This window comes from Pseudalkalibacillus sp. Hm43 (assembly GCF_054170705.1).
The window spans coordinates 2339448-2354664 of sequence record NZ_CM135129.1 but is presented as its reverse complement, the minus strand read 5'-3'; the positions used below and the strand labels follow the sequence as shown (position 1 = coordinate 2354664).

General features: G+C 50.3%; 3 protein-coding genes, 11 tRNA genes and 6 rRNA genes. All 20 read left to right on the top strand.

All coding sequences use genetic code 11. The annotated features are described in order from the left end of the window. Nucleotides 1–74 precede the first annotated feature (74 nt). Nucleotides 75–500, top strand: coding sequence for a GreA/GreB family elongation factor (locus ACXQIQ_RS12585; RefSeq protein WP_439302406.1), 426 nt, complete (start codon nucleotides 75–77; stop codon nucleotides 498–500). A 19-nt stretch (nucleotides 501–519) separates the two neighbouring features. Continuing rightward, on the top strand, nucleotides 520–2013 hold the full coding sequence (lysS, locus tag ACXQIQ_RS12580) for a lysine--tRNA ligase (protein WP_439302405.1): 1494 nt from the start codon (nucleotides 520–522) through the stop codon (nucleotides 2011–2013). 347 nt (nucleotides 2014–2360) lie between these two features. Further along, a 16S ribosomal RNA gene (locus tag ACXQIQ_RS12575) occupies nucleotides 2361–3912 on the top strand. 232 nt (nucleotides 3913–4144) lie between these two features. Further along, a tRNA-Ile gene (locus tag ACXQIQ_RS12570) sits at nucleotides 4145–4221 on the top strand. 23 nt (nucleotides 4222–4244) lie between these two features. Continuing rightward, a tRNA-Ala gene (locus tag ACXQIQ_RS12565) sits at nucleotides 4245–4320 on the top strand. A 169-nt stretch (nucleotides 4321–4489) separates the two neighbouring features. Further along, nucleotides 4490–7426, top strand: a 23S ribosomal RNA gene (locus ACXQIQ_RS12560). 202 nt (nucleotides 7427–7628) lie between these two features. Further along, nucleotides 7629–7744 (top strand): 5S ribosomal RNA (rrf, locus tag ACXQIQ_RS12555). Between the two features lie 8 nt (nucleotides 7745–7752). Beyond that, nucleotides 7753–7828 (top strand) — tRNA-Val (locus ACXQIQ_RS12550). Nucleotides 7829–7838: 10 nt separating this feature from the next. Then, nucleotides 7839–7914, top strand: a tRNA-Thr gene (locus tag ACXQIQ_RS12545). A 6-nt stretch (nucleotides 7915–7920) separates the two neighbouring features. Further along, nucleotides 7921–7996: transfer RNA gene (locus ACXQIQ_RS12540), tRNA-Lys, on the top strand. Between the two features lie 24 nt (nucleotides 7997–8020). Next, nucleotides 8021–8106 (top strand) — tRNA-Leu (locus tag ACXQIQ_RS12535). 3 nt (nucleotides 8107–8109) lie between these two features. After that, nucleotides 8110–8184 (top strand) — tRNA-Gly (locus tag ACXQIQ_RS12530). A gap of 4 nt (nucleotides 8185–8188) precedes the next feature. Beyond that, a tRNA-Leu gene (locus tag ACXQIQ_RS12525) sits at nucleotides 8189–8277 on the top strand. A gap of 25 nt (nucleotides 8278–8302) precedes the next feature. Further along, nucleotides 8303–8379: transfer RNA gene (locus ACXQIQ_RS12520), tRNA-Arg, on the top strand. A gap of 8 nt (nucleotides 8380–8387) precedes the next feature. Beyond that, a tRNA-Pro gene (locus ACXQIQ_RS12515) sits at nucleotides 8388–8464 on the top strand. An 18-nt stretch (nucleotides 8465–8482) separates the two neighbouring features. Next, a tRNA-Ala gene (locus ACXQIQ_RS12510) sits at nucleotides 8483–8558 on the top strand. Between the two features lie 101 nt (nucleotides 8559–8659). Next, nucleotides 8660–10211 (top strand): 16S ribosomal RNA (locus ACXQIQ_RS12505). A 185-nt stretch (nucleotides 10212–10396) separates the two neighbouring features. Further along, nucleotides 10397–13333, top strand: a 23S ribosomal RNA gene (locus ACXQIQ_RS12500). A 73-nt stretch (nucleotides 13334–13406) separates the two neighbouring features. Next, nucleotides 13407–13522, top strand: a 5S ribosomal RNA gene (gene rrf / locus ACXQIQ_RS12495). Together the 16S, 23S and 5S rRNA genes with 11 tRNA genes alongside form the textbook arrangement of a ribosomal RNA operon. Before the next feature lie 860 nt (nucleotides 13523–14382). Next, entirely contained in the window at nucleotides 14383–15099 is a 717-nt protein-coding gene (locus ACXQIQ_RS12490; RefSeq protein WP_439302355.1) for an MgtC/SapB family protein, read from the top strand. The last annotated feature ends 118 nt before the right edge of the window (nucleotides 15100–15217 follow it).

The window sequence follows — 15217 nt, the reverse complement described above, 5'->3', positions numbered from 1 at the left end:
GGTGTACTCTTAGAGAATACTGTTTACATACCTCTTGGTGTCAACACAAGCAACCTATTAATAGGAGGATGAGTATGAGTGAACAAGTAACCCAGCTCACGTGTGAAGGCATCAAGAAGTTAGCTACGGATTTGATTGAAGTTTATGAAAGTAGAAAGACTGCACCGGAAGTTGACCCTCAGCAGTCTGAGGGAGAAAACAGGTTCTATGATCAACGGATACAGGACCTCGAACGATTGTTGTATGCTGCACAGCCTTTACAAGAAGGAAGCCGAAAGGGAGTCATTACGATCGGATCGAAAGTCACGTTGTTCGATTCCTACTTAGAGGAAGCTGAAACCTACATGCTGGTCCATCCAGTGGAAGCCTCCCCGACGATGAGATATCTTTCTGTCGATTCTCTGTTAGGCAAAGAGTTATTACTACGGAAAAAAGGCGAGCAAGTATCTGTCTCGCTTTATGGAGATACAATTAAGTACAATATTTTGGACGTGAATTGATTGATTAGGAGTGATACAAATGAGTCAGGACGTAGAATTAAATGACCAATTACTCGTTCGACGAGAAAAATTGAATACATTGAAGGATTTAGGGATCGATCCTTTCGGACATCGATTCGACCGTACCCATACGGCTGAATCCATGGTGAAAAACTTCGATGAAATCTCTAAGGAAGACTTATCAGAACAAAACAACGAAGTCTCTCTTGCTGGAAGAATCATGACAAAGCGTGGCAAAGGTAAAGCTGGATTTGCTCATATGCAAGATTTGACTGGTCAGATTCAATTGTATGTACGTAAGGATTCAGTAGGGGACGAGCAATACGAATTGTTCAACACGATCGACATCGGAGACATCGTCGGAGTGAAAGGGGTCGCTTTCAAGACGAAAGTCGGAGAACTCTCCGTTAAAGTGACAGACTTCACACTGCTTTCAAAGGCACTCCGTCCTCTTCCGGACAAGTTCCATGGTTTGAAGGACATCGAGCAACGCTACCGTCAACGTTATGTTGACTTGATCATGAACCCTGAAGTGAAAGACACGTTCATTACACGTAGTCGCATTTTACAATCCATGCGCCGATACTTGGACAACAACGGTTACCTTGAAGTAGAAACACCTACGATGCACTCTATCCCAGGTGGAGCTTCTGCTCGTCCTTTCATTACGCACCATAACTCACTCGACATGGAGCTGTACATGCGAATTGCAATCGAGTTGCACTTGAAGCGATTGATTGTCGGTGGAATGGAAAAGGTATATGAAATCGGCCGTGTATTCCGTAACGAAGGTGTCTCCACTCGACACAACCCTGAATTCACGATGATGGAGCTTTATGAAGCCTACGCAGATTATCAAGATGTCATGACTCTGACAGAAAACTTGATCGCTCATGTGGCTGAAGATGTTCTCGGATCGACGACAGTGAAATACGGCGATTATGAAGTAGATCTTAAGCCGCAATGGACTCGCCTCCATATGGTGGATGCGGTGAAAGAGCATACAGGTGTGGACTTCTGGCAAGAGATGAGTGATGAAGAAGCTCGTGCACTTGCAAAAGAACACAATGTCCCTGTTCAAGAAACGATGTCATTCGGACACGTGGTCAATGAATTCTTTGAACACTTCGTTGAAGAGAAACTAATTCAACCGACATTCGTGTACGGACATCCGGTTGCGATTTCTCCATTAGCGAAGAAAAATGCTGAAGACCCTCGTTTCACAGATCGTTTCGAGCTCTTCATCGTCGGACGTGAGCATGCGAATGCCTTCACCGAGTTGAACGATCCAATTGACCAGCGTGAACGATTCGAAGGTCAATTGAAAGAACGTGAGGAAGGAAACGACGAAGCACATATGATGGACAACGATTTCATTGAAGCATTAGAATACGGTCTACCGCCAACCGGAGGACTCGGTATCGGAATTGATCGTATAGTTATGCTGTTAACGGACTCTCCATCGATCCGAGACGTGCTGCTCTTCCCACAAATGAGACACCGCAGCGAGTAAATGAAAACAAAGGGCTGATCCTACAAGGATCGGCTCTTTTTATTTTTACTCAGGAATTTAGATCTATTTTTGAAAAATGTATTGAATCGACTCAAGAAAGATGGTATATTATTTTTCGTCGTTGGAAAAACTGATTTCGCGACAACACACGATGAAATTCTTTGTTGACATCGACAAAGCCGTGTGATAAATTAATAAAGTCGCCAATAAGCGACAAACACAAAAACGGTTCGCTTTTAGCGAGTCGAAAGCTCTTTGAAAACTGAACAAAAGCCAAGCGTGAAACGGGTCTTTTTATAAGAACCCTGAATCAATTTCGATTTACATTTAATGAGCAATCAAACACTTTATTGGAGAGTTTGATCCTGGCTCAGGACGAACGCTGGCGGCGTGCCTAATACATGCAAGTCGAGCGGATCAATGGGGAGCTTGCTCCCCTGAGATCAGCGGCGGACGGGTGAGTAACACGTGGGCAACCTGCCTGTAAGACTGGGATAACTCCGGGAAACCGGGGCTAATACCGGATAATACTGACCACCACATGGTGGAAAGTTGAAAGATGGCTTCTAGCTATCACTTACAGATGGGCCCGCGGCGCATTAGCTAGTTGGTGAGGTAAGGGCTCACCAAGGCGACGATGCGTAGCCGACCTGAGAGGGTGATCGGCCACACTGGGACTGAGACACGGCCCAGACTCCTACGGGAGGCAGCAGTAGGGAATCTTCGGCAATGGGCGAAAGCCTGACCGAGCAACGCCGCGTGAGCGATGAAGGCCTTCGGGTCGTAAAGCTCTGTTGTTAGGGAAGAACAAGTACCGTTCGAATAGGGCGGTACCTTGACGGTACCTAACCAGAAAGCCACGGCTAACTACGTGCCAGCAGCCGCGGTAATACGTAGGTGGCAAGCGTTGTCCGGAATTATTGGGCGTAAAGCGCGCGCAGGCGGTCTCTTAAGTCTGATGTGAAAGCCCACGGCTCAACCGTGGAGGGCCATTGGAAACTGGGGGACTTGAGTACTGGAGAGGAGAGTGGAATTCCATGTGTAGCGGTGAAATGCGTAGATATATGGAGGAACACCAGTGGCGAAGGCGGCTCTCTGGCCAGTAACTGACGCTGAGGCGCGAAAGCGTGGGGAGCAAACAGGATTAGATACCCTGGTAGTCCACGCCGTAAACGATGAGTGCTAGGTGTTGGGGGGTTCCACCCTCAGTGCTGACGTTAACACATTAAGCACTCCGCCTGGGGAGTACGGCCGCAAGGCTGAAACTCAAAGGAATTGACGGGGGCCCGCACAAGCAGTGGAGCATGTGGTTTAATTCGAAGCAACGCGAAGAACCTTACCAGGTCTTGACATCCTTCGCTACTTCTAGAGATAGAAGGTTCCCCTTCGGGGGACGAAGTGACAGGTGGTGCATGGTTGTCGTCAGCTCGTGTCGTGAGATGTTGGGTTAAGTCCCGCAACGAGCGCAACCCTTGATCTTAGTTGCCAGCATTCAGTTGGGCACTCTAAGGTGACTGCCGGTGACAAACCGGAGGAAGGTGGGGATGACGTCAAATCATCATGCCCCTTATGACCTGGGCTACACACGTGCTACAATGGATGGTACAAAGGGCAGCAAAACCGCGAGGTTGAGCGAATCCCATAAAGCCATTCTCAGTTCGGATTGCAGGCTGCAACTCGCCTGCATGAAGCCGGAATTGCTAGTAATCGCGGATCAGCATGCCGCGGTGAATACGTTCCCGGGCCTTGTACACACCGCCCGTCACACCACGAGAGTTTGTAACACCCGAAGTCGGTGAGGTAACCTTTTGGAACCAGCCGCCGAAGGTGGGACAGATGATTGGGGTGAAGTCGTAACAAGGTAGCCGTATCGGAAGGTGCGGCTGGATCACCTCCTTTCTAAGGAGTCCTTTTAGGACATGAGCCCTTCGGGGCAACACGCTTGGTTATTTGTTCAGTTTTGAGAGAGCTAACACTCTCCAACTAAATAGGCTTTTGCGCCTGCGTCTAACAAGAGAACGCTTTGTAGAAGGCTTCCTCGGCGCATGGCAGCAAAGATGCTATTCAAGTAGTAGCCATGTTTAGTTTTGAATGAGCTTGTTTTACATCAATAGATATAACAAGATTGTTCGGGCCTATAGCTCAGCTGGTTAGAGCGCACGCCTGATAAGCGTGAGGTCGGTGGTTCGAGTCCACTTAGGCCCACCATTTATTTTAATAACACCCCTTTCGGGGCCTTAGCTCAGCTGGGAGAGCGCCTGCCTTGCACGCAGGAGGTCAGCGGTTCGATCCCGCTAGGCTCCACCAAAAAACCTATTGACATTTCGTCATTAGGTCCGTATAATGAATATTCGTTGCGCTAAGAAGCAACGAGGATTTTGTTCCTTGAAAACTAGATAACGAAAATTCTTGAAAACAAGACATCGAAACGTCATTTAATGACAAAGTAAGTAAAGTGTAAGTTCATTCATAACGTGGTTAAGTTATGAAGGGCGCACGGTGGATGCCTTGGCACTAGGAGCCGACGAAGGACGGGACGAACACCGATATGCTTCGGGGAGCTGTAAGTAAGCTTTGATCCGGAGATTTCCGAATGGGGGAACCCACTGTCCGTAATGGGACAGTATCCATACCTGAATACATAGGGTATGAGAAGGCAGACCTGGGGAACTGAAACATCTTAGTACCCAGAGGAAGAGAAAGCAATCGCGATTTCCTGAGTAGCGGCGAGCGAAACGGAATCAGCCCAAACCAAGAGGCTTGCCTCTTGGGGTTGTAGGACACTCTATACGGAGTAAGAAAGGAACGGCGTAGGCGAAGCGGTCTGGAAAGGCCCGCTAGAAGAGGTAACAGCCCTGTAGCCAAAACGTCGTTCCCTCCAGAGTGGATCCTGAGTACGGCGGGACACGTGAAACCCCGTCGGAATCTGGGAGGACCATCTCCCAAGGCTAAATACTCCCTAGTGACCGATAGTGAACCAGTACCGTGAGGGAAAGGTGAAAAGCACCCCGGAAGGGGAGTGAAAGAGATCCTGAAACCGTGTGCCTACAAGTAGTCGGAGCCCATTAACGGGTGACGGCGTGCCTTTTGTAGAATGAACCGGCGAGTTACGATAACGTGCAAGGTTAAGTTGAGAAGACGGAGCCGCAGCGAAAGCGAGTCTGAATAGGGCGAAGGAGTACGTTGTCGTAGACCCGAAACCGAGTGATCTACCCATGTCCAGGGTGAAGTTCAGGTAACACTGAATGGAGGCCCGAACCCACGCACGTTGAAAAGTGCGGGGATGAGGTGTGGGTAGGGGTGAAATGCCAATCGAACTCGGAGATAGCTGGTTCTCCCCGAAATAGCTTTAGGGCTAGCCTCGTGGTGAGAGTTCTGGAGGTAGAGCACTGATTGGACTAGGGGTCCCCACAGGATTACCGAATTCAGTCAAACTCCGAATGCCAGGAACTTGTCCACGGGAGTCAGACTGCGAGTGATAAGATCCGTAGTCGAGAGGGAAACAGCCCAGACCATCAGCTAAGGTCCCCAAGTATACGTTAAGTGGAAAAGGATGTGGAGTTGCCCAGACAACCAGGATGTTGGCTTAGAAGCAGCCACCATTTAAAGAGTGCGTAATAGCTCACTGGTCGAGTGACTCTGCGCCGAAAATGTACCGGGGCTAAACGTATCACCGAAGCTATGGATTGTACCTTTGGTACAGTGGTAGGGGAGCGTTCGAAGGGCTGAGAAGCGAGACCGGAAGGACTCGTGGAGCGCTTTGAAGTGAGAATGCCGGTATGAGTAGCGAAAAGAGAAGTGAGAATCTTCTCCATCGAAAGCCCAAGGTTTCCTGAGGAAGGCTCGTCCGCTCAGGGTTAGTCGGGACCTAAGCCGAGGCCGAAAGGCGTAGGCGATGGACAACAGGTTGATATTCCTGTACCACCTCCTTTCCGTTTGAGCAACGGGGGGACGCAGGAAGGTAGGGAGAGCGCGCTGATGGATATGCGCGTCCAAGCAGTCAAGGCCGGTGGATAGGCAAATCCGTCCACCATACGGCAGAGCTGTGATGGCGAGGGAACTAAAGTACCGAAGTCCCTGATCCTACACTGCCAAGAAAAGCCTCTAGCGAGGAAAGAGGTGCCCGTACCGTAAACCGACACAGGTAGGCGAGGAGAGAATCCTAAGATGCTCGGGAGAACTCTCGTTAAGGAACTCGGCAAAATGACCCCGTAACTTCGGGAGAAGGGGTGCTCTGATAGGGTGTATGCCCGAGAGAGCCGCAGTGAAAAGATCCAAGCGACTGTTTAGCAAAAACACAGGTCTCTGCGAAGCCGTAAGGCGAAGTATAGGGGCTGACACCTGCCCGGTGCTGGAAGGTTAAGAGGAGGGGTTATCCCTTACGGGAGAAGCTCTGAATCGAAGCCCCAGTAAACGGCGGCCGTAACTATAACGGTCCTAAGGTAGCGAAATTCCTTGTCGGGTAAGTTCCGACCCGCACGAAAGGTGCAACGACTTGGATACTGTCTCAACGAGAGACCCGGTGAAATTATAGTACCTGTGAAGATGCAGGTTACCCGCGACAGGACGGAAAGACCCCATGGAGCTTTACTGTAGCCTGATATTGGATTTTGGTATCGTTTGTACAGGATAGGTAGGAGCCTTAGAAGCCGGACCGCTAGGTTCGGTGGAGGCGTCGGTGGGATACTACCCTGACGGTATTGAAATTCTAACCCAGGACCGTGATCCGGTTCGGAGACAGTGTCAGGTGGGCAGTTTGACTGGGGCGGTCGCCTCCTAAAGTGTAACGGAGGCGCCCAAAGGTTCCCTCAGAATGGTTGGAAATCATTCGCAGAGTGTAAAGGCACAAGGGAGCTTGACTGCGAGACCTACAAGTCGAGCAGGGACGAAAGTCGGGCTTAGTGATCCGGTGGTTCCGCATGGAAGGGCCATCGCTCAACGGATAAAAGCTACCCTGGGGATAACAGGCTTATCTCCCCCAAGAGTCCACATCGACGGGGAGGTTTGGCACCTCGATGTCGGCTCATCGCATCCTGGGGCTGAAGTAGGTCCCAAGGGTTGGGCTGTTCGCCCATTAAAGCGGTACGCGAGCTGGGTTCAGAACGTCGTGAGACAGTTCGGTCCCTATCCGTCGCGGGCGCAGGAAATTTGAGAGGAGCTGTCCTTAGTACGAGAGGACCGGGATGGACACACCGCTGGTGTACCAGTTGTTCCGCCAGGAGCATCGCTGGGTAGCTACGTGTGGACGGGATAAGTGCTGAAAGCATCTAAGCATGAAGCCCCCCTCAAGATGAGATTTCCCATCGCGTCAAGCGAGTAAGATCCCTCAGAGATGATGAGGTTGATAGGTCTGGTGTGGAAGCGTGGTGACACGTGAAGCTGACAGATACTAATCGATCGAGGACTTAACCACAATACTTAAACATCGAAGATGTTTTCAAGAACCGTTATCTAGTTTTGAGGGAATGGAATTCCTTCAAACTTAATAAAGATTTGTCAGAACCGAGAGATTCAAGGAAGCAAGTGAGCGACCACCGGAGTGTACTTAGCTTGTACATGAGGATGAGAGCGAACGAAGCTGACACAGAATGTCGAAGGTTATCACAAATCATAAGTCTGGTGACGATAGCGAAGAGGTCACACCCGTTCCCATGCCGAACACGGAAGTTAAGCTCTTCAGCGTCAATGGTAATTGGGGGCTTCCCCCTGTGAGAGTAGAACGTCGCCGGGCTTACATATGGAGGATTAGCTCAGCTGGGAGAGCACCTGCCTTACAAGCAGGGGGTCGGCGGTTCGATCCCGTCATCCTCCACCATTTAATTTTTGCTGGCCTAGCTCAATTGGTAGAGCAACTGACTTGTAATCAGTAGGTTGGGGGTTCAAGTCCTCTGGCCAGCACCACTTCAAGAGCCATTAGCTCAGTCGGTAGAGCATCTGACTTTTAATCAGAGGGTCGAAGGTTCGAGTCCTTCATGGCTCACCATCTTTACGAAACATTATAGTATTTGCGGGTGTGGCGGAATTGGCAGACGCGCTAGACTTAGGATCTAGTGTCCTTGCGACGTGGGGGTTCAAGTCCCTCCACCCGCACCATATGCGGAAGTAGTTCAGTGGTAGAACACCACCTTGCCAAGGTGGGGGTCGCGGGTTCGAATCCCGTCTTCCGCTCCATGCTGCCGGGGTGGTGGAATTGGCAGACACACAGGACTTAAAATCCTGCGGTAAGTGATTACCGTGCCGGTTCAAGTCCGGCCCTCGGCACCATTATCGACAACTTTAAAGGCAAAATGCGCCCGTAGCTCAATTGGATAGAGCGTCTGACTACGGATCAGAAGGTTAGGGGTTCGACTCCTCTCGGGCGCGCCATTTTTTTACGGGAAGTGGCTCAGCTTGGTAGAGCACCTGGTTTGGGACCAGGGGGTCGCAGGTTCAAATCCTGTCTTCCCGACCATTTCTTCAACAACATTTTGGGGCCTTAGCTCAGCTGGGAGAGCGCCTGCCTTGCACGCAGGAGGTCAGCGGTTCGATCCCGCTAGGCTCCACCATTTAGCTCTTTGAAAACTGAACAAAAGCCAAGCGTGAAACGGGTCTTTTTATAAGAACCCTGTATCAATTTCGATTTACATTTAATGAGCAATCAAACACTTTATTGGAGAGTTTGATCCTGGCTCAGGACGAACGCTGGCGGCGTGCCTAATACATGCAAGTCGAGCGGATTAATGGGGAGCTTGCTCCCCTGAGATCAGCGGCGGACGGGTGAGTAACACGTGGGCAACCTGCCTGTAAGACTGGGATAACTCCGGGAAACCGGGGCTAATACCGGATAATACTGACCACCACATGGTGGAAAGTTGAAAGATGGCTTCTAGCTATCACTTACAGATGGGCCCGCGGCGCATTAGCTAGTTGGTGAGGTAAGGGCTCACCAAGGCGACGATGCGTAGCCGACCTGAGAGGGTGATCGGCCACACTGGGACTGAGACACGGCCCAGACTCCTACGGGAGGCAGCAGTAGGGAATCTTCGGCAATGGGCGAAAGCCTGACCGAGCAACGCCGCGTGAGCGATGAAGGCCTTCGGGTCGTAAAGCTCTGTTGTTAGGGAAGAACAAGTACCGTTCGAATAGGGCGGTACCTTGACGGTACCTAACCAGAAAGCCACGGCTAACTACGTGCCAGCAGCCGCGGTAATACGTAGGTGGCAAGCGTTGTCCGGAATTATTGGGCGTAAAGCGCGCGCAGGCGGTCTCTTAAGTCTGATGTGAAAGCCCACGGCTCAACCGTGGAGGGCCATTGGAAACTGGGGGACTTGAGTACTGGAGAGGAGAGTGGAATTCCATGTGTAGCGGTGAAATGCGTAGATATATGGAGGAACACCAGTGGCGAAGGCGGCTCTCTGGCCAGTAACTGACGCTGAGGCGCGAAAGCGTGGGGAGCAAACAGGATTAGATACCCTGGTAGTCCACGCCGTAAACGATGAGTGCTAGGTGTTGGGGGGTTCCACCCTCAGTGCTGACGTTAACACATTAAGCACTCCGCCTGGGGAGTACGGCCGCAAGGCTGAAACTCAAAGGAATTGACGGGGGCCCGCACAAGCAGTGGAGCATGTGGTTTAATTCGAAGCAACGCGAAGAACCTTACCAGGTCTTGACATCCTTCGCTACTTCTAGAGATAGAAGGTTCCCCTTCGGGGGACGAAGTGACAGGTGGTGCATGGTTGTCGTCAGCTCGTGTCGTGAGATGTTGGGTTAAGTCCCGCAACGAGCGCAACCCTTGATCTTAGTTGCCAGCATTCAGTTGGGCACTCTAAGGTGACTGCCGGTGACAAACCGGAGGAAGGTGGGGATGACGTCAAATCATCATGCCCCTTATGACCTGGGCTACACACGTGCTACAATGGATGGTACAAAGGGCAGCAAAACCGCGAGGTTGAGCGAATCCCATAAAGCCATTCTCAGTTCGGATTGCAGGCTGCAACTCGCCTGCATGAAGCCGGAATTGCTAGTAATCGCGGATCAGCATGCCGCGGTGAATACGTTCCCGGGCCTTGTACACACCGCCCGTCACACCACGAGAGTTTGTAACACCCGAAGTCGGTGAGGTAACCTTTTGGAACCAGCCGCCGAAGGTGGGACAGATGATTGGGGTGAAGTCGTAACAAGGTAGCCGTATCGGAAGGTGCGGCTGGATCACCTCCTTTCTAAGGAGTCCTTTTAGGACATAAGCCCTTCGGGGCAACACGCTTTGGCTTTTGTTTAGTTTTGAAAGAGCTTATGTTCTTTCAAAAACGTTCCTTGAAAACTAGATAACGAAAATTCTTGAAAACAAGACATCGAAACGTCATTTAATGACAAAGTAAGTAAAGTGTAAGTTCATTCATAACGTGGTTAAGTTATGAAGGGCGCACGGTGGATGCCTTGGCACTAGGAGCCGACGAAGGACGGGACGAACACCGATATGCTTCGGGGAGCTGTAAGTAAGCTTTGATCCGGAGATTTCCGAATGGGGGAACCCACTGTCCGTAATGGGACAGTATCCATACCTGAATACATAGGGTATGAGAAGGCAGACCTGGGGAACTGAAACATCTTAGTACCCAGAGGAAGAGAAAGCAATCGCGATTTCCTGAGTAGCGGCGAGCGAAACGGAATCAGCCCAAACCAAGAGGCTTGCCTCTTGGGGTTGTAGGACACTCTATACGGAGTAAGAAAGGAACGGCGTAGGCGAAGCGGTCTGGAAAGGCCCGCTAGAAGAGGTAACAGCCCTGTAGCCAAAACGTCGTTCCCTCCAGAGTGGATCCTGAGTACGGCGGGACACGTGAAACCCCGTCGGAATCTGGGAGGACCATCTCCCAAGGCTAAATACTCCCTAGTGACCGATAGTGAACCAGTACCGTGAGGGAAAGGTGAAAAGCACCCCGGAAGGGGAGTGAAAGAGATCCTGAAACCGTGTGCCTACAAGTAGTCGGAGCCCATTAACGGGTGACGGCGTGCCTTTTGTAGAATGAACCGGCGAGTTACGATAACGTGCAAGGTTAAGTTGAGAAGACGGAGCCGCAGCGAAAGCGAGTCTGAATAGGGCGAAGGAGTACGTTGTCGTAGACCCGAAACCGAGTGATCTACCCATGTCCAGGGTGAAGTTCAGGTAACACTGAATGGAGGCCCGAACCCACGCACGTTGAAAAGTGCGGGGATGAGGTGTGGGTAGGGGTGAAATGCCAATCGAACTCGGAGATAGCTGGTTCTCCCCGAAATAGCTTTAGGGCTAGCCTCGTGGTGAGAGTTCTGGAGGTAGAGCACTGATTGGACTAGGGGTCCCCACAGGATTACCGAATTCAGTCAAACTCCGAATGCCAGGAACTTGTCCACGGGAGTCAGACTGCGAGTGATAAGATCCGTAGTCGAGAGGGAAACAGCCCAGACCATCAGCTAAGGTCCCCAAGTATACGTTAAGTGGAAAAGGATGTGGAGTTGCCCAGACAACCAGGATGTTGGCTTAGAAGCAGCCACCATTTAAAGAGTGCGTAATAGCTCACTGGTCGAGTGACTCTGCGCCGAAAATGTACCGGGGCTAAACGTATCACCGAAGCTATGGATTGTACCTTTGGTACAGTGGTAGGGGAGCGTTCGAAGGGCTGAGAAGCGAGACCGGAAGGACTCGTGGAGCGCTTTGAAGTGAGAATGCCGGTATGAGTAGCGAAAAGAGAAGTGAGAATCTTCTCCATCGAAAGCCCAAGGTTTCCTGAGGAAGGCTCGTCCGCTCAGGGTTAGTCGGGACCTAAGCCGAGGCCGAAAGGCGTAGGCGATGGACAACAGGTTGATATTCCTGTACCACCTCCTTTCCGTTTGAGCAACGGGGGGACGCAGGAAGGTAGGGAGAGCGCGCTGATGGATATGCGCGTCCAAGCAGTCAAGGCCGGTGGATAGGCAAATCCGTCCACCATACGGCAGAGCTGTGATGGCGAGGGAACTAAAGTACCGAAGTCCCTGATCCTACACTGCCAAGAAAAGCCTCTAGCGAGGAAAGAGGTGCCCGTACCGTAAACCGACACAGGTAGGCGAGGAGAGAATCCTAAGATGCTCGGGAGAACTCTCGTTAAGGAACTCGGCAAAATGACCCCGTAACTTCGGGAGAAGGGGTGCTCTGATAGGGTGTATGCCCGAGAGAGCCGCAGTGAAAAGATCCAAGCGACTGTTTAGCAAAAACACAGGTCTCTGCGAAGCCGTAAGGCGAAGTATAGGGGCTGACACCTGCCCGGTGCTGGAAGGTTAAGAGGAGGGGTTATCCCTTACGGGAGAAGCTCTGAATCGAAGCCCCAGTAAACGGCGGCCGTAACTATAACGGTCCTAAGGTAGCGAAATTCCTTGTCGGGTAAGTTCCGACCCGCACGAAAGGTGCAACGACTTGGATACTGTCTCAACGAGAGACCCGGTGAAATTATAGTACCTGTGAAGATGCAGGTTACCCGCGACAGGACGGAAAGACCCCATGGAGCTTTACTGTAGCCTGATATTGGATTTTGGTATCGTTTGTACAGGATAGGTAGGAGCCTTAGAAGCCGGACCGCTAGGTTCGGTGGAGGCGTCGGTGGGATACTACCCTGACGGTATTGAAATTCTAACCCAGGACCGTGATCCGGTTCGGAGACAGTGTCAGGTGGGCAGTTTGACTGGGGCGGTCGCCTCCTAAAGTGTAACGGAGGCGCCCAAAGGTTCCCTCAGAATGGTTGGAAATCATTCGCAGAGTGTAAAGGCACAAGGGAGCTTGACTGCGAGACCTACAAGTCGAGCAGGGACGAAAGTCGGGCTTAGTGATCCGGTGGTTCCGCATGGAAGGGCCATCGCTCAACGGATAAAAGCTACCCTGGGGATAACAGGCTTATCTCCCCCAAGAGTCCACATCGACGGGGAGGTTTGGCACCTCGATGTCGGCTCATCGCATCCTGGGGCTGAAGTAGGTCCCAAGGGTTGGGCTGTTCGCCCATTAAAGCGGTACGCGAGCTGGGTTCAGAACGTCGTGAGACAGTTCGGTCCCTATCCGTCGCGGGCGCAGGAAATTTGAGAGGAGCTGTCCTTAGTACGAGAGGACCGGGATGGACACACCGCTGGTGTACCAGTTGTTCCGCCAGGAGCATCGCTGGGTAGCTACGTGTGGACGGGATAAGTGCTGAAAGCATCTAAGCATGAAGCCCCCCTCAAGATGAGATTTCCCATCGCGTCAAGCGAGTAAGATCCCTCAGAGATGATGAGGTTGATAGGTCTGGTGTGGAAGCGTGGTGACACGTGAAGCTGACAGATACTAATCGATCGAGGACTTAACCACAATACTTAAACATCGAAGATGTTTTCAAGAACCGTTATCTAGTATTGAAGGAATGGTTCCTTCAACTTCATAGTCTGGTGACGATGGCGAAGAGGTCACACCCGTTCCCATGCCGAACACGGAAGTTAAGCTCTTCAGCGTCAATGGTAATTGGGGGCTTCCCCCTGTGAGAGTAGAACGTCGCCGGGCAACAACAGAGCAGCCTTATGAGGCTGTTCTTTTTTGTGTTTCAAAAGAAGGACCGTAAGGTCCAAAGGCTACGAAGTTGAGGGTTGAGAGGAACAAGGAGGTCGAGGAAACAAGAGAGCCACGACCGGAGCGTATGATATACGCGAGGACGGAGGCGAGTGCAGATGACGAAGAGATCCGCCGTTCATCGCAAGCCGAAGACTGAACACGGAAGTTAAGCTCGCGCGTCAATGGACTATTAAAAGGATCTTCGACTAAGTACCAGCACGTCCTGTGCTGAACGTCGAAGTCAGTACATCCTGTACAAGTCCTGTGAGAGTAGGACATCGCCGGGCACATCGAAAGGACAGCTGCGAAGCTGTTCTTTTTTGTGTTTCAAAAGAAGCTCGGAGGTCTAATCATCGAAGTGAGACTATGAGATCCATCGTTTATTGCAGGAAAAAGTAGCAACATTTTACTAAATTCCCTAAGTCAGCTTGAAAGTTCCCCAATTGAGAAACAAAAATCTTCTCACGAAGGGAATAAGGGAGAAAATGCCACAACATTTTCTCTTCAAAAGAGGTGATTTTTACTCCTCTGCGCAAAAAACAGTTCCAAAGAGTAATAAATCGCTTTTAAATCAATTCTTTTAGGTTTAAAACCAGATTTTTATTAAGCTCGTGGTCCAATGTTATTAAGTAAAGGATCATCGGCTAAAGACTACCACATCCTGTGGAAGTGAGGCTCGCGGTTCGCCCGCGGAAAGGGATTGAATTTCGAAGAAATCAACCTTCCACATTTACCTTTTTCCCTCGATTGCCTATAATTGAATACTATAAACCATAAGATGATAATAATTAGACATATTGGGAGAGATGACAATGGACTTATTATCCTATGATTGGATATCAGATAAAACAGTGACCATTACAGTTCGCTTACTCATCGCAGCTATATTATGCGGACTCGTCGGAATCGAACGGGAGTTCAAACGACACCCTGCGGGATTCCGTACACATCTGCTAGTAGGGGTAGGTTCTTGTCTCATGATGCTCTTATCGATATTCGGATTCGAAGACTTCTTATCCACACATGAACAAGTCCAGGGCTTTGATCCATCCCGTTTACCAGCTTATGTTGTCAGTGGAATCGGCTTCTTGGGTGCAGGAACGATTCTTGTCCATGGCGTTACAGTAAGAGGATTGACGACCGCTGCTTCCATCTGGGTCGTAGCAGGTATAGGGTTGGTCGTTGGAATCGGCATGTATTACGAAGCGATTTTCACAACATTTGTCATGATCCTGAGCTTGCTTTTCTTAAACAAATTTGAAGATCTCTACCTACGTAAACAGCGATTCCATCATGTGACGGTGATTGTAGAAAATAAAGAGGTTCCACTCTCTCTAATCATCAATGAACTGGAATCGTGCAAGGTGCCCATCTCGCACGTGACAATCGACGATCATCCGAATGATGCATCGACCTCATTGATAAAGTATTCTTTTAAAATTCAAGTTTCGAACACAAAAAAGCTTCCTGAAGTATATGACAAGATTCAATCGATCGATCACGTTCATAAAGTATTTGCAACAGAGTAATTTCACTCATTCTCTTCATATGCTTCCCGCAAAATCGGGAAGCATCTTCTTTCCTTCTGCTTCGAACAAATTTAACAAAACCTAAAGTTTATAACAAAAAATCCCTGTCTATAATAGA